General features: G+C 69.8%; 17 protein-coding genes. 13 read left to right on the top strand and 4 right to left on the bottom strand.

Going from position 1 to position 18,655, the window contains the following annotated elements; translation table 11 throughout:
- Nucleotides 1-25: 25 nt before the first annotated feature.
- Entirely contained in the window at nucleotides 26-1,009 is a 984-nt protein-coding gene (locus OHA05_RS30765; RefSeq protein WP_328862311.1) for a GlxA family transcriptional regulator, read from the top strand.
- Between the two features lie 51 nt (nucleotides 1,010-1,060).
- On the opposite strand, the gene OHA05_RS30770 is transcribed toward OHA05_RS30765, so the two are convergent.
- The 3 genes from OHA05_RS30770 to OHA05_RS30780 all read right to left on the bottom strand — a co-directional run bounded on the left by OHA05_RS30770 (nucleotide 1,061) and on the right by OHA05_RS30780 (nucleotide 3,118).
- Nucleotides 1,061-2,272: an acyl-CoA dehydrogenase family protein gene (locus tag OHA05_RS30770; RefSeq protein WP_328862312.1), complete on the bottom strand. Its 1,212-nt coding sequence runs from the start codon at nucleotides 2,270-2,272 to the stop codon at nucleotides 1,061-1,063.
- Nucleotides 2,273-2,274: 2 nt separating this feature from the next.
- Nucleotides 2,275-2,736, bottom strand: coding sequence for an SCP2 sterol-binding domain-containing protein (locus tag OHA05_RS30775; protein ID WP_328862313.1), 462 nt, complete (start codon nucleotides 2,734-2,736; stop codon nucleotides 2,275-2,277).
- A gap of 124 nt (nucleotides 2,737-2,860) precedes the next feature.
- Nucleotides 2,861-3,118 carry a hypothetical protein gene (locus tag OHA05_RS30780; protein ID WP_313942995.1) on the bottom strand — a complete coding sequence of 86 codons (258 nt, stop codon included), beginning with the start codon at nucleotides 3,116-3,118 and terminating at the stop codon, nucleotides 2,861-2,863.
- Nucleotides 3,119-3,336: 218 nt separating this feature from the next.
- Here OHA05_RS30780 and OHA05_RS30785 point away from each other — a divergent pair, with 218 nt between their 5' ends.
- Both OHA05_RS30785 and OHA05_RS30790 read left to right on the top strand, forming a co-directional pair.
- Complete coding sequence (locus OHA05_RS30785; protein WP_328863486.1) at nucleotides 3,337-5,319, top strand: AMP-dependent synthetase/ligase; 1,983 nt, start codon at nucleotides 3,337-3,339, stop codon at nucleotides 5,317-5,319.
- A 57-nt stretch (nucleotides 5,320-5,376) separates the two neighbouring features.
- On the top strand, nucleotides 5,377-6,024 hold the full coding sequence (locus OHA05_RS30790; RefSeq protein ID WP_328862314.1) for a ThuA domain-containing protein: 648 nt from the start codon (nucleotides 5,377-5,379) through the stop codon (nucleotides 6,022-6,024).
- Between the two features lie 44 nt (nucleotides 6,025-6,068).
- Here the strand turns inward: OHA05_RS30790 and OHA05_RS30795 are convergent, their stop codons facing one another.
- Nucleotides 6,069-7,298, bottom strand: a complete 1,230-nt coding sequence (locus OHA05_RS30795; RefSeq protein WP_328862315.1) for a helix-turn-helix domain-containing protein — start codon at nucleotides 7,296-7,298, stop codon at nucleotides 6,069-6,071.
- 704 nt (nucleotides 7,299-8,002) lie between these two features.
- Here OHA05_RS30795 and OHA05_RS30800 point away from each other — a divergent pair.
- From OHA05_RS30800 to OHA05_RS30845, 10 genes are all read left to right on the top strand, one after another.
- Nucleotides 8,003-8,644 carry a hypothetical protein gene (locus tag OHA05_RS30800; RefSeq protein WP_328862316.1) on the top strand — a complete coding sequence of 214 codons (642 nt, stop codon included), beginning with the start codon at nucleotides 8,003-8,005 and terminating at the stop codon, nucleotides 8,642-8,644.
- An 82-nt stretch (nucleotides 8,645-8,726) separates the two neighbouring features.
- On the top strand, nucleotides 8,727-10,253 hold the full coding sequence (locus OHA05_RS30805) for a DUF6801 domain-containing protein (protein ID WP_328862317.1): 1,527 nt from the start codon (nucleotides 8,727-8,729) through the stop codon (nucleotides 10,251-10,253).
- A 62-nt stretch (nucleotides 10,254-10,315) separates the two neighbouring features.
- Nucleotides 10,316-11,317 (top strand): hypothetical protein, encoded by a 1,002-nt coding sequence (locus OHA05_RS30810; RefSeq protein ID WP_443043803.1) that lies wholly within the window; start codon nucleotides 10,316-10,318, stop codon nucleotides 11,315-11,317.
- Between the two features lie 293 nt (nucleotides 11,318-11,610).
- A complete protein-coding gene (locus OHA05_RS30815; protein WP_328862318.1) occupies nucleotides 11,611-12,594 on the top strand; it encodes an ABC transporter ATP-binding protein in 984 nt (327 codons plus the stop codon).
- Nucleotides 12,591-13,421, top strand: a complete 831-nt coding sequence (locus OHA05_RS30820; protein WP_443043804.1) for an MlaE family ABC transporter permease — start codon at nucleotides 12,591-12,593, stop codon at nucleotides 13,419-13,421. Before OHA05_RS30815 ends, OHA05_RS30820 begins: the two co-directional genes overlap by 4 nt.
- A gap of 4 nt (nucleotides 13,422-13,425) precedes the next feature.
- Complete coding sequence (locus tag OHA05_RS30825) at nucleotides 13,426-14,229, top strand: MlaE family ABC transporter permease (protein ID WP_328862319.1); 804 nt, start codon at nucleotides 13,426-13,428, stop codon at nucleotides 14,227-14,229.
- Nucleotides 14,226-15,464 (top strand): MCE family protein, encoded by a 1,239-nt coding sequence (locus tag OHA05_RS30830; protein ID WP_328862320.1) that lies wholly within the window; start codon nucleotides 14,226-14,228, stop codon nucleotides 15,462-15,464. The genes OHA05_RS30825 and OHA05_RS30830 overlap by 4 nt, the downstream gene beginning before the upstream one ends.
- Nucleotides 15,461-16,492 carry an MCE family protein gene (locus OHA05_RS30835; protein WP_328862321.1) on the top strand — a complete coding sequence of 344 codons (1,032 nt, stop codon included), beginning with the start codon at nucleotides 15,461-15,463 and terminating at the stop codon, nucleotides 16,490-16,492. Before OHA05_RS30830 ends, OHA05_RS30835 begins: the two co-directional genes overlap by 4 nt.
- Nucleotides 16,489-17,529: an MCE family protein gene (locus OHA05_RS30840; RefSeq protein WP_328862322.1), complete on the top strand. Its 1,041-nt coding sequence runs from the start codon at nucleotides 16,489-16,491 to the stop codon at nucleotides 17,527-17,529. The genes OHA05_RS30835 and OHA05_RS30840 overlap by 4 nt, the downstream gene beginning before the upstream one ends.
- A complete protein-coding gene (locus tag OHA05_RS30845) occupies nucleotides 17,526-18,635 on the top strand; it encodes an MCE family protein (RefSeq protein WP_328862323.1) in 1,110 nt (369 codons plus the stop codon). Before OHA05_RS30840 ends, OHA05_RS30845 begins: the two co-directional genes overlap by 4 nt.
- Nucleotides 18,636-18,655 lie beyond the last annotated feature (20 nt).

Here is an 18,655-nt window from a genome sequence, read left to right on the forward strand (position 1 = left end):
CCCGTGGAGCACCTAGGTTGTCGCCATGCACACCGTGGCCGTACTCGCCCTGGACGGCGTCATCGCCTTCGACCTGTCCACCCCGCTCGAGGTGTTCACCCGCACCCGGCTGCCCGACGGCCGGACCGCCTACCGGGTCCGCGTCTGCGCCCCGGCCGAGGAGATCGATGCGGGTGCGTTCACGCTGCGCGCGCCGTGGGGCCTGGAAGCGCTCGCCGAGGCGGACACGATCATCCTGCCGGGCTGCGCCGACCCGGCGGTGCCGGTGCCCGAGGACGTCCTCGTGGCCCTGCGGGCGGCGGCCGCCCGCGGCACCCGTATCGCCTCGGTCTGCGCGGGCGCCTTCGTCCTGGCGGCCACCGGCCTGCTCGACGGTCTGCGGGCCACCACCCACTGGCTGGCCGCGGACGCACTCGCCCGGCTGCACCCCCGGATCGAGGTGGACCCCGATGTGCTCTACGTCGACAACGGCCAGTTCCTCACCTCCGCGGGCGCGGCCGCCGGCCTCGACCTGTGCCTGCACATGATCCGGCGCGACCACGGTTCCGCGGTCGCCGCCGACGCGGCACGGCTGTCCGTGATGCCGCTCGAACGCGAGGGCGGTCAGGCCCAGTTCATCGTGCATCAGCTACCGCCGAGCCCCGACGGCACCGCGCTGGAGCCGGTGCTGCGCTGGATGGAGGAGAACGCGCGGCGTGAACTCACGGTCGCCGAGATCGCCGCCCGGGCCGGGATGAGCCCCCGCACGCTGAACCGCCGCTTCCGCGAGCAGACCGCCAGCACGCCGCTCCAGTGGCTGCACCGGGCCCGGGTCCGTCAGGCGCAGTATCTGCTGGAGACGACGGCGCACTCGGTGGACCGGATCGCGGCACAGGTCGGGTTCGGCTCACCGACGGCCTTCCGCGACCGGTTCAAGCGGCAGGTGGGCACCAGCCCGCACGCGTACCGCCGCGCGTTCCGCGGCGTGCCGGCGGCCGAACCCCCGGTGGCCGCTGCCCAGCGGATCTGATGCCCGGCGGGTTCGGCGCGGCGGGCTTCAGTGGACCGCCGCCCGCAGGTCTCAGCGGATCTGACGCCCCGAGATCGCCCTCGCGATCACCAGACGCTGGATCTCACTCGTCCCCTCGAAGATCGTGTAGATCTTGCTGTCGCGGTACATCCGCTCCACCGGGTGCTCGCGGCTGTACCCCGCGCCGCCCAGGATCTGCACCGCCTTCTCGGACGCCGCCACCGCCAGTTCGCCCGCACGGAGCTTGGACATCGAGCCCTGTGCCGCGTCGAAGGTGCGGTCGTTGCGGCCCATCCAGGCGGCCTGCCAGATCAGCAGCCGTACCGCCTCGATCTCGGTACGGATGTCGGCCAGCGCGAAGGCGATGGACTGGTTCTCGATGATCGGACGGCCGAACGCGACCCGGTTCCCGGCGTACTCGAGCGCGTACTCGTACGCGGCGCGGGCGATGCCGAGGGCCTGTGCGCCCACCGTGGGCCGGCTGACCTCGAACGTGGCCATCGCCGCCTGGGACTTGGCGGTCGTGCCCTCGCGTGCCCGGGCGAGGCGCGCGTCCAGCTTCTCCCGGCCGCCCAGCAGACAGTGGCCGGGGACGCGGACGTCGTCGAGGAAGACATCGGCGGTGTGGGAGGCCCGCAGCCCCAGCTTCCTGATCTTGCGGGCGCCCTCCAGGCCGGGCGTGCCGGGCGGGACGATGAAGGCGGCCTGGCCGCGGGAGCCGAGCTCCGGTTCGACGGAGGCCACGACGACATGGACGTTCGCGATGCCGCCGTTGGTGATCCAGGCCTTCTGGCCCTGCAGCGTCCACTCGTCCCGGGCCTCGTCGTAGCGCGCCCGGGTCCGCATCGCGGAGACGTCCGAACCGGCCTCGGGTTCGGAGACGCAGAAGGCGGCGACCTTGAGGTCCTGTTCGTCGCCGTAGCACTGCGGGACCCACTCGGCGAGCTGGTCGGGTGTGCCGGAGGAGAAGATGCCGGCGACGGCGAGCGAGGTGCCGAAGAGGGCCATACCGATGCCGGCGTCGCCCCAGAACAGCTCCTCGTTGGCGATCTGGAGGGAGAGCCCGCTGGGGTCGCCGTACATGTCGGCCAGCGACTCGAATCCGTACAGGCCGATCTTGGCGGCCTCCTGGATGACGGGCCACGGGGTCTCTTCGCGCTCGTCCCATTCGGACGCCGCGGGGCGGACCACATCGGCAGCGAATCCGTGGACCCAGTCGCGCAGGTCCCGCTGCTCTTCGGTGAGCTGGAAGGAGAAGGACATGGTCAGGCCTTCGGGATGTCGAAGTAGCGGGTGAGGCCCGCGGCCAGTGCCACGTCCCCGGCGATCTTGAGCTTGCGCATCATGAACATGGTCACCGGGTTCCCGTTGCCCGAAACCAGCTTGAGGAACTCGGCGTCGCCCATGACGAGCGTGGTGCGCGGCTCCTGTTCCGAGCGGCCCTCGTGGACGGTGCAGGTGCCGTCGGTGATCGAGGTCTCGAAGATCTCCTCGGTCTCACCGGTGATCTTCCAGCGGATCAGCGCATCGACGGAGCCCGCGTTCTCCGGGCGGAACTGCTGCTTCATGCGCCCGAACACCTCGCGGAGCACCCGCCCGCGCAGCTCACCTCGCATCACATCGGCGAGTTCTCTGCCGGACAGCCCTTTGACGATCCTCGCGAACTCCTCGGGCGAGACCGCCGAGAAGTCGAGTGCGGCGAGCTCGTCGCCGATGTTCTCCGCCACAACGCGTCCTTACTCCGGAGTCAGCTTACTTCGGAGTAAGGTAGCCGCGCGGTCGTGGCGTCGGCAAGGGGCCGCCCGTCGGCGGTGGGGTGCGGAAGGGGTCGTGCGTCCGGGCAGGGTGGGGTCAGTGCACGCCGCCGGGGCCGATGACCAGCCGCGGGTTGTAGGCGGCGAGGATCTTGTTCGCCCGGGCGAGGGCGGAGAGGGCGTGCTCGCGGTCGGCCCGGTCCTCGTTGCACAGAGGACCCCGGAACCGGTTCGCCTCGCGCGCGGCACAGTCCGCGTCGACCTCGGCCTGCAGGATGTCGATCGGCATGCAGGATCCGATCAACGCGGCCACGCGGTCGGGGATCGGCACGGGGATGAGGGGCGACGCGGTCACGTGTGTAGTCCTTCTTCTTCGGTCGGGTGCCGGTGGTCGGCGTCCCACCCCTCCATACGTACCGGACGAGCTTCCGTGTTCGTCTTCGGGGATGTCTCTGTGCGGCAACCGTTTCCGGCCGCCTGATTGATTTCTTGTTACGCGGGGGTAAGTTGACTCCCGAGTAAGTGCTGAGTCCCGTCAACTCACCGTCCGCGAGCCGCGAACTGGAGCCGACCATGGGCGTGCGCAAGGATCTGAAGAAGGCGAAACAGCGCGGCGACCTCGCCGACCGAGCTCCTGTCGAGCTGATCAGGAGCGACGGTGTCGTACGAGAAGTGCGCACCACGCGGCTTGCCCGGCCCCCAGCCTCCGGCAGCACCGGCGACATACCTTACGCGAACGCCGAGCAGGCACCCGCATCGGTGGTCCTGCGACGCAAGGGCGACGACGGACAGTGGCAGCCCGTCACCGCGGCCGGCTTCGCGCGCCAAGTCACCGCCGTGGCGAAGGGGTTGATCGTTTCCGGGCTGGAGCCCGGCGGCCGGGTCGCGATCATGTCCCGTACCCGCTACGAGTGGACCGTGATCGACTTCGCCGTCTGGGCGGCCGGCGGTCAGAGCGTCCCCGTCTACGCCACCTCGTCCGCCGACCAGATCGCCTGGATTCTCGAGGACTCGGGCGTCTCCCACATGATCGTGGAGAACGACGATCTCGCCGCGACGGTGGCCACGGCCGCGAGCCGGCTGCCCCGGGCGCCGAGGATCTGGCGCATCGACGCCGGAGCGCTCGACGAGCTGACCGCCCTCGGGAGCGATCTCCCCGACGGTGAGGTGACCGAGCGACGGGCCGCCGTCACCCCCGACTCGATCGCGACCGTCTGCTACACCTCCGGCACCACCGGCAGGCCCAAGGGGTGCGTCCTCACCCACGGCAATCTGCACGCCGAGGCCGCCAACACGGTGGAACTGCTGCACCCCGTCTTCCAGGCGGTCACCGGACAGGCCGCCTCCACCCTGCTCTTCCTGCCGCTCGCCCACATCCTCGGCCGGACGATCCAGATCGCGTGTCTGCTCGCCCGGATCGAACTCGGCCACTGTCCGAGCATCAAGCCCGACGAACTGCGCCCGGAGCTCCAGAGGTTCCGGCCGACCTTCGTGGTCGGCGTCCCCTATCTCTTCGAGAAGATCCACGACACCGGACGCGCCACCGCCGAGAAGATCGGCCGGGGCTCGTCCTTCGAGCGGGCGGACCGCATCGCCGTCCGCTTCGCCGAGGCCCACCTCGGCCGGTACCTCGGCACCCGTGAGGGACCGGGAGCCGGCACCGACCCGGACACCCGTGCCCGCACCGGCCCGGACAGCCCTGCCCGCAAGGGTCCGGGCATCCGGCTCACCGCCGCCTGGGCGCTCTACGACCTGCTCGTCTACCGGCGCATCCGCAAGGAGCTCGGTGGCAGACTGCACTACGCCATCAGCGGCGGCTCGCCCCTCGACCGCCGGCTCAGTCTCTTCTTCTACGCCGCCGGCATCGTGATCTACGAGGGGTACGGCCTCACGGAGACCACCGCGGCCGCCACCATCAGCCCGCCGCTGTCGCCGCGTCCCGGCACGGTTGGCAGGCCGGTGCCGGGGACGGCGATCCGTATCGCCGACGACGGAGAGGTGCTGATCAAGGGAGGCATCGTCTTCGGGTCGTACTGGAACAACCCGGTGGCCACGGGCGAGTCGCTCGACGACGGCTGGTTCGCCACCGGGGACCTCGGCCGCCTGGACGACGACGGGTATCTGACGATCACCGGCCGCAAGAAGGACATCCTCGTCACCTCCGGCGGCAAGAACGTCTCACCCGCCGTGCTGGAGGACCGGCTGCGCAGCCGCCCGCCGGTCGGCCAGTGCATCGTCGTCGGCGACAACCGGCCCTATGTCGCGGCCCTGGTGACCCTGGAACCGGACGCGGTCGAGCACTGGCTCGCCGTACGCAAACGGCCCCGCGACACACCGCTCGCGGAACTCTGCGAGGACGCGGATCTCCTGGCCGATGTGCAGCGGGCCGTCGACCACGCCAACGAGGCGGTCTCGCGGGCCGAGTCGATCCGCCGGTTCCGCATCGTGCCGGGGGAGTTCACCGAGGAGAACGGGCTGCTGACCCCGTCGCTGAAGATCAAGCGCCATGCGGTCGCCGCCGACTACGCGGCGGAGATCGCGGCACTCTACGAGTGATACGCGTGACTGCGGCCGAGACGCGTGACGGTGGCGTCCCATGAGTGAATACCGTCCATGAGGATCCTGGTCTTCACGCGGACCGCCGGCTACCGGCACGAGTCCATACCCGACGGAATCCGGGCCTTCACCGCCCTGGGCGAGGAGCACGGCTTCGCCGTCGACGCCACCGAGGAGGCCGGCGCCCTCGCCGGTCCGCTCGACGGCTACGGCGCCGTGGTCTTCCTCTCCACCAGCGGCGAGGTCCTCACCCCCGAGGCCCGCTCAGGACTGATGGCCTACTGCGCGGCCGGCGGCGGCTTCGTGGGGGTGCATTCCGCCGCCTGCACCGAGGAGGAGTGGCCGTTCTTCGGCGGGCTCCTCGGCGCCCGTTTCGTGCGCCATCCGCGGCTGCAGCCCGGGACGGTCGTCGTCGAGGACGCCGACCACCCAGCGACCCGGCATCTGCCCGGCCGCTGGCCCCTCACGGACGAGTGGTACGACTTCGACGTGAGCCCGCGGGGCGCGGTGCGGGTGCTCGCCTCGGCCGACGAGGCCTCGTACGAGGGCGGCGGCATGGGCCGGGACCACCCGCTGGCGTGGTGTCACACCCACGCCGGAGCGCGGGTGTTCTACACCGCCCTGGGGCACAGCCCCGAGGCGTACGCGGATCCCGACCACCGGGCCCATCTCCTCGGCGGTCTTCAGTCCGTGCTGCGGCGGTAGCGGGCAGGCGGAGCCGGAGACCGGTGACGTGCCGGTGCAAGCCGTCAGCCGGCCAGGGGCCTGCCCGGCGAACCCTCGGCCCGTGAGCGCAGGGCCAGTGCCCTCAGGACGACCTCGATGGCGAACCGCCGCTCGGCGTCGACGAGTTGATCTCCGAGGATCGACTCCAGACTGCGCAGCCGGTAACGGACGGTCTGGGGGTGGACGTCGAGGCGCTCGCCCATCTGGGCCGCCGTGCCACGCGTGTCGAGCCAGATCCGCAGGGTGTCCACGAGCCGGTCGCGCCGAGACGGTGTGAGCTCGGCGAGCGGTGAGAGTTCACGCTGGGCGAGCTGGTCGAGCAGCCCGGGGTCGGACAGCAGCCACAGGGGCACGAGGTGGTCGGCGGCGAAGGCCAGCGGGCCGTCCTCGACGATGCCCGCGTCGACGAGTTCCAGGGTGCGCCGGGCCCACCGGATCGAGTCATGTGCGTCGGCGGCCGGGACGGTGAGGCCGACGGCCGCGCGGTTGCCGAACAGGGCGCCGTCCAGCATGCGTCTTCGCGCGGCGTCGACGGGCCCCGGGATCAGTAAGTGCGGCTGCGGATCGCTGAGATCGGCGAGGACATCGTTGTCCATGTCCGCCCGCTCCAGGACCGCGGGGGAGCGCAGGGCGACCAGCGTGACGTACTCGGGCAGCGGCCAGGCGGTCTGCTCGGACAGCTCCGCGATGGCGGCACGGGGGACGGGCGGCCCGGCGAGCAGCAGATGCAGCAGCCGCCGGCGCAGGATCTCGTTCTGCTCCCCGGACCGCGACTGCACCTCCAAGTAGCCCTCGCGGGACAGCGCTTCGAGCTCGTCGACATAGGCGAACAGCGCGTCGGCGAAGGTCAGCATCATCGTGGGGGAGAGGTTGTAGCTCCGGCCGACCTTCTTCGCCCGCCGCAGCGCGATGCGTGCCCCGAGCCGGTACGCGCCCTGGAGCGCGTCGAGGCTGCGGCCCTCGTACGCCTCGTAGCGCCCGAACCTGCGGCACATCTCGTCCCGCAGGGCGGAGGGCGCGGACGGTTCGGCGACCTGGTCGACGAAGACCAGGATGCTCTGCTCGACGCCGACCCGGATGCCCTGGCCGTACGGACCGTTCAGCAGCCGCGCGTACTCGGGATAGGCGCGGGTGACCTCGATGCCGATCTCTTTGATGAGGCTGGGCAGTTCGGGCCGGATGATGGCCGCGAACTCCTGCGGCAGCGGACCCAGCGACTCTCCGGTGTCCGACGGATTCACAGCTCCCGGCATGGCTGCTTCCCCTCGCTTTCCGGTCCCGGTGGGGGTCGGGTTTCGATGCAAGCGCTCGCCATGGAAGCAGCTCGCGCTCATCGACTGCGGCTTGCCGAAGATAGACCAACCCCGGAGGGCTGAACACCACTTGGGACAGAACGAGTTTCCTTGGGCCAGAAAACGCTCTCTGTCGGCGGTGATCGAGTGGCTCGGAATGCCGCCGGACGACGTAAAAGGGCTTCCGATTCCGGTGAAGGCACAGCAAAGTTCCGGCCATTGCGGCCCGATAGTCCCGGGGGATGCGGCGGCTGACGGACGGTGACGGCCGTGCCGTACGGTGGGCCGGCTCTTCCGCGCGGCGCTGCGAGCGCGGGTTCTCCGCCGGTATGCGGCCCTCTGTCCCGAGGTGACAGCTTGCGTCGGCAGTCCCCGTAGGCCGTCCGGGTGCGCACCCGGGAATTGCGCACCGAATGACAAGCGGTGCGCGCGAATTGCGTACTCCGGGACGAGGAAAAATGCTCGCCGAGAGAATCTTGACCGGCGGGATTGTGCGCGATGTTTCCCGCAAGTAACGTCTGGCATCGTCACAGATCGTACCTGGCTGAATCCTGTCGACCGCCACTGAACGGGGTTCAACGTCGCGTCCCGCCCTTCCCCCACACGGCTGTGGAACGCGTCCTGCGCAAGCAATGCATCGCACTGACGAATCGGAGGAACCACCCGTGCGAAACCCGATCGGAAAGGCCGCGTTAGTCGCAGTCGGGGCAACAGCCGCCGTTGCCCTCGCCACCGCACCGGCACTTGCCGCACCCACGACATGGGCCGTCGGACCGAACTCTCCGGAGACGTTCTCGGCGCTGTCGACGAATACGGTTCTGGACCTGAACGGAATTCCCCTCACCTGTCCCGCCGCCACCGCGGGCGGAAATCTCTTCAGCGCCACCGGAAATCCGGCTCATGTCGGAGACATAGCCAGTGCCGCCTTCGGCAGCGAGGCCGACCCCTGTACCAGCCCCGTGGGTCCGGTGGAGCCGGTCGCCGACACCAGCCCCGCCTGGCAGTTGCAGGCCACCGACTACGACGCGGCCACCGGCACCACGACCGGCTACCTCGCCGGCATCAACGCCTCTCTCACGGTGCTCACCTGCACCTTCGACGTCACGGGCGAGGTGAACGCGACCTACACCAACTCCACCGGTGTGCTGACCGTCTCCAATCCGGACCGCCAGCTGACGGTCGTCAACGCCAGTGCGGGTTGCGCGGGTATCGCCCAGGACGGCGACCACCCCACCTTCAACGGCGACTACACGGTCGTGACCCCTGCGGGCGGTACGGCACACCCCACCCTCGTGGGCACCGAGTAGCGCAAGACGTCCGCGGCCGTCCGGGACCGCGCGGCGGGGAACCGTCCGCCGTGCGGGCCCACCGGGTTTCGTGAAGGGAGGCATGCAGGTGCTGCGCAGCAGCGGGAGCAGCCGTACGACGGGAACGCGTTCACGCACGGCCGTGCGGGGAGCGGCCGTCGCCGTCATGATCCTCGTGGCCGGCACGGTCCCCGGGGCCGGTGCCGCGGACGGTGAGCAGACCGTGGCCGCCGAACTCGCCTACACCTGCGAGGCCCCGGCGGGTCAGGAGGCCGTACGGATACAGGTACGGATCGCCGCCACCCTCCCCGAGGCGCACGCGGTGGGCGAGGCGGTCCAGGCGGAGGGCGTTTCCACGACGGTGATCCTGTCCGAGACCACCCGAGCCGAACTGGCCCTCCTCCGGGCGGCCGAGGTCACCGGCGCGAGCCGGCTCACCGTCGCCGTGGCCCAGGACGAGCACACGGCCGAAGCGGTCTGGGCGGGCACGGCCGCGCAGCCCGTTCCCGTCCCGGACAGCGGCGAGATGGCGCTCAGCACGTCCGGGCTCGTCCCCACCGTCACGGCCGGCGACACCGGCGGCCTCACCTTCACGGCGGGCCGGCTGACCGTCGACCTCACACCGCGCCGGGCGGACGGAACCCCCACCGAACCGGCCGTCGTTCCGCTCACCTGCACCCCGGACAAGAGTGCGGAGACGCTGCTCGCCACGGTCGAGATCACCGACGGCGACAGCCCCTCCACCCCGCCCCCGACCACGCAGCAACCCGCCCCCACCACCGGAGCACCCCGGCCGGACGGACCGCGCGACCTCGGCATCGCACCTCCCGCACCGAACGACGACAGCGCCCCCGCGGCACCACCCCCGTGCGTCGGCGACACCGTCAACCCCTTCGCCATGGTCGCGTACATCACGGGCTACTCGAACGTCGCCAAGCTCCGGGCGGCATCCGAAGTGCCCCTGTCCTGCACCCAGCTCATCGACGTCTCCAAGAAGATCGTGCCCAAGCCCGACGGGCTGCATCTGGTCCAGCACGCGACCGGCGTCCTGGACCACGAAGGCCGCCCCCAGATGCCGCCCGCCCCCGCCACCTTCCTGACCTACGGGTTCATGCCGACGACGGCCACGATGGAGCTCACGCAACTGGACACCATGACCATCGACTCGGACATCCTGCTGGCCAAGTCCTCCGGTCTCACCCACATCAGGGTTCCGCTCCGCCTCCGCCTGTTCGACGTCGAGGTCAACGGCGTCCCCCTGGACGTCGGCCCCGACTGCCGGACGACCGGCTCCCTGTACTCGACGGACCCCGATCCCGCGCAGGACACCAAGGACCATGTGGTGCTCACCGGGGTGCTGAAGGGGCCGGGCAACGGCTATCAGCTCGTCACCGGAGGCGTACTCACCTCCACCATGACCATCCCGCCGTTCAGCGGCTGCGGAGTGGACGAGGACCTCGACGCCCTCTTCACCTCCTCCGTGTCCGGGCCGGGCAACTACCTCAAACAGGTGCAGGCCGCCCCCTGCGCATCGGGCAACCCCCGGCCCGACGCGCGCTACTGCACCCCCGACCACCAGCCGGTCAAGGTGCCGAAGCCCGAGCGCTGACCCTCTGACCCAGCACACCCCGCAGTACAACTCCCCCAGAACCGGAAAGGATTGAGGGAGAGATGAGACCTGTCTCCTTGAGCTCCGACAGAGCGCGCACCGCCGCGAGCGGCGCGCTCGCCGCCCTCCTCGTGGCGGCGGTACCCCTGACCGCGGGGCCCGCGAGCGCGGCCGAGCCCGTGAACGAGCAGCCGCCGGTGACGGCATCCGCTCCCGTACAACTCAACGGCCACTGGGCGCCGTTCACCCGCTGCCCGGTCGACGACCCCGCGATGCTCGCCGCCGACGGCCAGGCCACGGTCGCCACCTGTGTGTCCTCGCAGTCACCGGGCGGCTCCATCAAGCTGGGCAAGACGACCGCGACGACCGGCCCCAACGACCTCCAGTTCGGGGTGGTGCAGCAGACGGCGACCGGCACCTTCACCGTCGTGCCGCCCGCCGGCGGCGCTCTCGTCGGATCACCGACGGCCATCCCCGGCGGACTGCTCGGCCTGATGTGTCCGAGCGACATCCCGGTCGTCAGCGAGATCTGCCGGCAGCTCACCGAGAGCACCCTCAACAAGGTCACCGCCACCGTGGAATCGGCGGGCACACCCACGGAGTTCAGCCTCACCTCGGGTCTGACCACCGGCAAGCCCATCGTGAAGCTGCCGGTACGGATACGGCTGCAGAACCCGTTCCTGGGCTCGCAGTGCTACATCGGCTCAGCCGCCGAACCCATCGTGCTGCGGCCGCAGAACACGACCGCACCCGCCGTCGCCGTACAGCGCTTCGACGCAGGTGGAACGCCCAACACGGCGGGCGCGATGCTGCGGTTCGCCCTCACCGGCAACAGTCAGGGGGACACTGCCTTCTCCGTGCCGAAGGCCAACGGATGCGGCCTGTTCGGCATCCTCAACGGGGCCATCGACCTGAAGACGGGGCTTCCCTCGCCGTCCGGCAACAACCGCCTGACGCTCGACAACGCCTCCACCTACAGCGGCGGTCTCACCGCACCGGGCACCGTGAAGCCGGACGCCGGCAAGGTGCTGTCGCGGCACTGGCACTCCGCCGTCCTTCCCTGAGCGACGGCTTTCCCGAATGGACCGGCCTCGCGGCTCCGGCCCCCCTGGGTCGCGAGGCCACCATCGACTGCGACTGCGACTGCGACTGCGACTGCGACTGCGGAAGCGGGCGATGGCTGCGCATAACTCCACAACGCGGCGGCCGGAACTTGTCACCGCATGACAAACAATTCAGCACCCCGGCAATTCACCGATCACGAGACCGTTCAGGCACTTGTCCTCGCGCCACAGGTCAACTTAACGTGCGCCCTCGGCGCACCCCTGTCACGTCGTGAGCACACGCAGGAGGTGAGATGGGAATCGAAGTGGTGGTCGACGGGCTGACGAAGTCCTTCGGCAAACAGAACATCTGGCAGGACGTCACGCTCACTCTGCCGGCCGGCGAAGTCAGCGTCATGCTGGGGCCTTCCGGCACGGGGAAAACCGTGTTCCTCAAGTCGATCATCGGGCTTCTCAAGCCCGAGCGCGGACGGGTCCTCATCAACGGCGTGGACATGGTGAACAGTTCCGAAAGGGACATCTACGAGACCCGCAAACTGTTCGGCCTGATGTTCCAGGACGGCGCACTCTTCGGTTCGATGTCCCTCTTCGACAACATCGCCTTCCCCTTGCGTGAACACACCCGCAAAAAGGAGTCCGAGATCCGCCGCATCGTCATGGAGCGGATGGACATGGTGGGCCTCGTCGGGGCGGAGGAAAAACTGCCCGGCGAGATATCCGGCGGAATGCGCAAACGCGCCGGGCTCGCCCGCGCGCTCGTTCTCGACCCGCAGATCATTCTCTGCGACGAACCCGACTCCGGACTCGATCCCGTGCGCACCGCCTATCTCTCCCAGCTGCTGATCGATCTCAACGCCCAGATCGACGCGACCATGCTGATCGTCACCCACAATCTCGACATCGCCGCCACCGTCCCCGACAACATGGGGATGCTGTTCCGGCGCAATCTCGTCACCTTCGGCCCGCGGGAAGTGCTGCTCACCAGCGAGGAACCCGTCGTCGCGCAGTTCCTCAGCGGCCGCCGCGAAGGCCCGATCGGGATGTCCGAGGAGAAGGACGCCGCGACACTGGCGATGGAGCAGCGCACCCTCGGCAGCGCCCCGGCGGGGCCGCGCCCGCTCGTACCCCAGCTGGAGCCGTCACCGGGGCTGCCCGAGCGCCGTGCCGTCCAGCGCCGCAGAGAACGCGTGCTGGCGATGATGGACCGGCTGCCCGAAGCCGCTCGGACCGCGATCGCGCGCAGCTACGCCCCGGCCGGCGGCGGGGTGCCCAGGTGACCGCCCAGCTGCCGGTCCGGCCCGCCGCGCCGCCGGGCCCGCCGACCCCGCGACCCCCGTTGAAGGCGCTCGCACCGCTGCGCGAGACCGGCAGGCTCTTCGCGCTCGCGCTCGCCGTCGCCCGGGCGATCTTCCGCCGTCCCTTCCAGGTACGGGAGTTCATCGAGCAGTTCTGGTTCATCGCGGGCGTCACCATCCTGCCCGCCGCCCTCGTCTCGATCCCGTTCGGCGCGGTCATCGCCCTCCAGGTCGGCTCGCTCACCCAGCAGCTCGGCGCGCAGTCGTTCACCGGCGGCGCGAGCGTCCTCGCCGTCATCCAGCAGGCCAGTCCGCTCATCGTCGCGCTGCTGATCGCCGGCGCCGGCGGCTCCGCCATCTGTGCGGACCTCGGCTCCCGCAAGATCCGCGAGGAGCTCGACGCGATGGAGGTCATGGGCGTGTCGCCCATCCAGCGCCTCGTCGTGCCGCGGGTGCTGGCCACCATGTTCGTCGCCGTCCTGCTCAACGGCATGGTCTCCGTCGTCGGCACACTCGGCGGCTACTTCTTCAACGTGATCATGCAGGGCGGCACCCCCGGCGCGTATCTCGCGAGCTTCTCCGCACTCGCCCAGCTGCCCGACCTCTACATCAGCGAGTTCAAGGCGCTCGTCTTCGGCTTCATCGCGGGCATCGTCGCCGCCCACCGCGGACTCAATCCACGCGGCGGCCCCAAGGGGGTGGGCGACGCGGTCAACCAGTCCGTGGTCATCACCTTCATGCTGCTGTTCTTCGTGAACATGGTCCTCACGGCGGTCTATCTGCACATCGTCCCCGCGAAGGGGGGCTGATCCGATGGCCGTGCTCAGCCGCCTGGACCGGGCCGGAGACCAGCTCACCTTCTACGTACGGGCCCTGGTCTGGATCCCGAGAACCCTGCGACGCTATCTCAAGGAGGTGCAACGCCTGCTGGCGGAGGTCGCGTTCGGGAGCGGCGGCCTCGGAGTCGTCGGCGGGACCATCGGCGTGATGATCGCGATGACCCTGTTCACCGGCACCGTCGTCGGCCTCCAGGGATACGCGGCGCTCAACCAGATCGGCACCTCCGCCTTCACCGGCTTCGTCTCCGCGTACTTCAACACCCGGGAGATCGCCCCGCTCGTCGCCGGACTCGCCCTCTCCGCCACCGTCGGCGCCGGCTTCACCGCCCAGCTCGGCGCGATGCGCATCAACGAGGAGGTCGACGCCCTGGAGGCCATGGGCGTGCGCTCCATGCCCTATCTCGTGACCACCCGCATCATCGCGGGTGTCGTCGCGATCATCCCGCTGTACGCGATCGGACTGCTGTCGTCCTACTTCGCCTCCCGGTGGATCACCGTCGTCTTCAACGGCCAGTCCGCGGGCACCTACGACCACTACTTCCGGCTCTTCCTCTCGCCGGACGACGTCCTGCTCTCCATCCTCAAGGTGCTGCTCTTCAGCGTGATGGTGATTCTCGCCCACTGCTACTACGGCTTCCGCGCCGAAGGCGGACCGGCCGGAGTGGGCATCGCCGTCGGCCGCTCCGTACGCAACGCGATCGTCCTGATCAGCGTCACCGACTTCTTCCTCTCGCTCGCCATCTGGGGCGCGACGACGACGGTGAAGGTGGCGGGATGAACACGACCGTCTTACGCCGAAGGCTTGCCGGAGTGGTCTTCCTGCTGGTGCCCGCCCTCCTGGTGTGGCTGTCGGTCGCCGTGTACGACAAGAAGTTCACCGACGACGCCACGATCACCGTCCTCGCCGGCTCCGTGGGCAACGAGATGCACAACAACGCCGAGGTGAAGCTCCGCGGCGTCGTCGTCGGCGAGGTGCGTGACATCCGCGCCGACGGCAGAGGCGCCCGTCTCACCCTCGCCATCGACCCCGGCCGGCTCAGCAGCATCCCCGCCGATGTCACCGTGCAGATGCTCCCGACCACCCTCTTCGGCGAGCGCTTCGTCGCCCTCGTACCGCCCGCCCGCAACCCCTCGTCCCGCACGCTCCGGGCCGGCGACACCATCACTCAGGACCGCTCCAGCAACGCCATCGAGCTGGAGCAGGTGCTCGACCATGTGCTGCCGCTGCTCACCGCGGTCCAGCCGCAGAAACTCTCCGCGACCCTGACCGCCGTCTCGCAGGCGCTGGAGGGCCGCGGTGACCAGCTCGGCCGCACCCTGGTCACCCTGGACGCGCATCTCAAGAAGCTCAACCCGCAACTGCCCGTCCTCAACCGGGACATCGCGCACCTCGTCAAGGTCAGCCACCTGTACGCGGACGCCGCCCCGGACGTCCTGAAGGCGCTCACCGACTTCACCACCACCACGGGCACCATCGCCGGGCAGCAGGCCGAACTCGCCCGCCTCTACGGCTCGACCACCACCACCGCGCAGGACCTCACCACCTTCCTGCGCCACAACAAGGAGAACCTCATCCGGCTCGCCGCGGTGAGCCGCCCGACGCTGGAGCTGCTCGCCCGCTACTCGCCGTCGTTCCCCTGCACCCTGCGCACCCTCGCCGGCTTCGTGCCCGCCATGGACAAGGCACTGGGGAAGGGCACCGACCGGCCCGGACTCCATGTCGATCTGACCACGGTGCCCTCCCTCGGCAAGTACGTGCCCGGCAAGGACACACCCGTCTACGACGGAGGCGACGGACCGCACTGCTACGCCGTGCCCTACAACGGCACACCGGCGCCCGCCGCGGCGGAAGCGGCCGCACCGAGCCTCGGCCTGCCCAACTCGCCCCAGGAGAACGAGCTCGTCAACGAACTGATGGCCCCCGAACTGAAGAAGGCGCCGCGGGAGCTGCCCGACTGGAGCAGCGTCCTGACCGGGCCCGTCTACCGCGGCACGGAGGTGACGCTCAAGTGAAGCGCCGCAGCATCGCCGGACCGCTGGTGAAGTCGGTCGTCTTCATCGTGGTCACCGTGCTGGCCACCACCGTCCTGGCCGTCAGCATCGCCAACACCGGGGTCGGCGACACGGCCCCGTACAAGGCACGGTTCACCGATGTGACCGGACTGATCGCGGGCGACAGCGTACGGATCGCCGGGGTGAAGGTGGGCCAGGTCGAGTCCGTCAGGGTCGCCGACCGCCGCGAGGCCGAGGTCTCCTTCAGCGTCCGCGAAGGGCGCAAGCTGCCCGTCTCGGTGACCGCCTCGGTCAAGTACCTCAACATGGTCGGGCAGCGCTACATCGACCTCGACCAGGGCGCGGGCCCCGTCGGGCAGTACCTGGCGGCCGGCGACACCATTCCCCTGAAGCGCACCACACCCGCGCTCGACCTCACCCAGCTCTTCAACGGCTTCCAGCCGCTCTTCGAAGGGCTGTCACCGAACGAGATCAACGACCTGGCCTCCTCGATCGTGACCGTCCTCCAGGGCGACGGGGGCACCGTCGACAGTCTGGTGAAGCACGTCGGTTCCCTGACGACGACCGTCGCCGGCAAGGACCAGGTCATCGGCCAGGTCATCAAGAACCTCAACATCGTGCTGAAGACCGTCAACGACCGCGAGGCGGGCTTCGACCAGCTCGTCGACACCCTCCAGCGATTGGTCAGCGGATTCTCCGGCGACCGCAAGCCCCTCGGCGAGGCCGTGGTCGCCATGGGCGGGCTCACCACCGTCACCGCGGACCTGCTGACGGACGGCCGTGCGCCGCTCAAGAACGACATCCGGGAACTCGGCCGTCTCTCCCGGCAGTTGGGCGACAACAGCCCCGCCATCGAGAATTTCCTGCGGAAGACGCCCGCCAAGATGCAGGCCCTCACCCGGCTCGCCTCGTACGGGTCCTGGCTCAACCTCTATCTCTGCGAGGCGAAGGTCAGCGGCGTCACCACGTCGGACGGCAGCACACCGCCCACGGGCATCGGGATCAGCGAACCGAGGTGCCAGGGATGAGGATGACCATGCCGGGCCGTATCAAGCCCATCAGGGAACGCAACCCGGTCGCCGTCGGCCTCGTCGGACTCCTCGTCCTCGCGCTGCTCGGGTTCGCGGCGCTCCGTGCCGACTCCCTGCCCCTCATCGGCGGCGGCACCACCTATACGGCGGAGTTCACCGAGGCCGCCGGACTCACGGACGGCGACGAGGTACGCATCGCGGGGGTGAAGGTCGGCGAGGTCACCTCCGTCGGTCTGGACGGCGACAGGGTGGCCGTCCGCTTCCGGGTCGAGGACGCCTGGATCGGCAACTCCAGCACGGTCGCCATCGCCATCAAGACGCTGCTCGGGCAGAAGTACCTGGCCGTCGACCCACTCGGCACCACCGGCCAGAACGCGTCCGAGCGCATCCCCGCGAGCCGCACCACCTCCCCGTACGACGTGACCCAGGCCTTCAACGGACTGGGCGAGACCATCGGGAAGATCGACACCGCGCAGCTCGCCAAGAGCTTCGAGACGATCTCCGCGACCTTCAAGAACTCCCCGCCGAACGTGCGCACGGCCGCGACCGGGCTCTCCGCACTCTCCCGCTCCGTCTCCCAGCGCGACGCCCAGCTCGCGGCGCTCCTCAAGAGCAGCAGACAGCTCTCGCGCACCCTGGACGGCAAGAAGAGCAGCTTCGAGATCCTGCTGGAGGACGGCAGTCTGCTGCTCGGTGAGATCCAGGCCCGGCGCGACGCCATCCATCTGCTGCTCACCGGCACCAAGAACCTCGGGAAACAGCTCTCCGGGCTGGTCGCGGACAACCGACAGCAACTCGCGCCCACCCTGGCCGCGTTGAGCAAGGTCACCGGGGTGCTCCTGAAGAACCGCACGAGCCTCGACCGGACCCTCGCGCTCGCCGGACCGTACTACCGGCTCGTCGGCAACACCCTCGGCAGCGGGCGCTGGTTCGACAACTACCTCTGCGGGCTCGTCCCGCGGACCTATCTGCCTCCCGGCACGCCTCCCACGACCGGATGCATGCCGCCCAAGCCCTCAGGCGGTGCCTCATGAACCTCCGCCGGATCGTCGGGATCACCGCCGGGCTCGCGGTGATCGCCGTCGCGGGAGCGTCCGGGGCGATGGCGCTGAAGGAAGCCGAATCCACCCGCGTCACCGCCTACTTCAGCCGCGCCACCGGTGTGTACGAGGGCTCCGACCTGCGAGTCCTCGGTGTCAAGGTCGGCACGGTCGATACGGTGAAACCGATGGGGGACCAGGTGCGGGTCACCCTGCTGCTCGACCGCGACGTCGAGGTCCCCGCGGACGCGCACGCCGTCGTCGTGGCCCCCAGTGTCGTCGCCGACCGCTACATCCAGCTGGCCCCCGCCTACCGCGGGGGCGCACGGCTCGAGGACGGAGCGGTCCTGCCCGCAGAACGCAACGCCATGCCACTGGAGGTCGACCAGCTCTACGCGTCGATCACCGAACTCAGCACCGCACTCGGGCCCAAGGGCGCGAACGCGGACGGCGCGCTCGCGCGTCTCTTCGACACGGGCGCCGCCAACCTCGACGGCAACGGAAAGGCGATAGGCGACTCCGTCGCACAGTTCGGCAAAGCGGCACGCACGCTCGACAGCAGCAGCGGCGACCTGTTCGGCACCCTGGAACACCTCCAGTCCTTCACCGCCATGCTCAAGAAGAACGACGGCACGGTGGCCAAGGCCGAACAGCAACTCGCCACCGTCACCGGCTTCCTGGCGGACGACAAGGAGAACCTGTCGGCCGCGCTCAAGGAGCTCGGCAAGGCGCTCGGCGTGGTGAAGGGCTTCATCAAGGAGAACCGCGCCGGGCTCCAGAAGAACGTCGACGCCCTCGTACCGCTGACCCGGACCCTGGTCGATCAGCGCGCCTCACTCGCCGAGGCGATGGACACCGCCCCTCTCGCCGCCGGCAACCTGATGGCCGCGTACGACCCGGTCCACCGCACCATCAACGGCCGCGCCGACATCAACGAACTCAGCTTCGGCGGCGATCTCGTCACTCCCGACGGTACGCATCCACTGGCCGGCCTCGTTCCCGTGGCGCCGAACCGGCAGAAGGCCCTGCCCGGTCTGCCGCTGCCGCCCGTCGGCACCGTCTACGGCACCCCGGACAAGCGTCGGGGGGCCTCCCGGTGAGAAACCCCCGCACAGCGGCC

It is taken from the genome of Streptomyces sp. NBC_00306 (genome assembly GCF_036169555.1).
Classification (GTDB): Bacteria; Actinomycetota; Actinomycetes; order Streptomycetales; family Streptomycetaceae; genus Streptomyces; species Streptomyces achmelvichensis.

Bases quoted from the DNA above. Each gene is read 5' to 3' on its own strand.
- OHA05_RS30765 (WP_328862311.1), top strand. From the start codon at position 26: ATGCACACCGTGGCCGTACTCGCCCTGGACGGCGTCATCGCCTTCGAC.
- OHA05_RS30770 (WP_328862312.1), bottom strand. From the start codon at position 2,272: ATGTCCTTCTCCTTCCAGCTCACCGAAGAGCAGCGGGACCTGCGCGAC.
- OHA05_RS30785 (WP_328863486.1), top strand. From the start codon at position 3,337: ATGGGCGTGCGCAAGGATCTGAAGAAGGCGAAACAGCGCGGCGACCTC.
- OHA05_RS30790 (WP_328862314.1), top strand. From the start codon at position 5,377: ATGAGGATCCTGGTCTTCACGCGGACCGCCGGCTACCGGCACGAGTCC.
- OHA05_RS30795 (WP_328862315.1), bottom strand. From the start codon at position 7,298: ATGCCGGGAGCTGTGAATCCGTCGGACACCGGAGAGTCGCTGGGTCCG.
- OHA05_RS30805 (WP_328862317.1), top strand. From the start codon at position 8,727: ATGCAGGTGCTGCGCAGCAGCGGGAGCAGCCGTACGACGGGAACGCGT.
- OHA05_RS30810 (WP_443043803.1), top strand. From the start codon at position 10,316: ATGAGACCTGTCTCCTTGAGCTCCGACAGAGCGCGCACCGCCGCGAGC.
- OHA05_RS30815 (WP_328862318.1), top strand. From the start codon at position 11,611: ATGGGAATCGAAGTGGTGGTCGACGGGCTGACGAAGTCCTTCGGCAAA.
- OHA05_RS30825 (WP_328862319.1), top strand. From the start codon at position 13,426: ATGGCCGTGCTCAGCCGCCTGGACCGGGCCGGAGACCAGCTCACCTTC.
- OHA05_RS30830 (WP_328862320.1), top strand. From the start codon at position 14,226: ATGAACACGACCGTCTTACGCCGAAGGCTTGCCGGAGTGGTCTTCCTG.
- OHA05_RS30840 (WP_328862322.1), top strand. From the start codon at position 16,489: ATGAGGATGACCATGCCGGGCCGTATCAAGCCCATCAGGGAACGCAAC.
- OHA05_RS30845 (WP_328862323.1), top strand. From the start codon at position 17,526: ATGAACCTCCGCCGGATCGTCGGGATCACCGCCGGGCTCGCGGTGATC.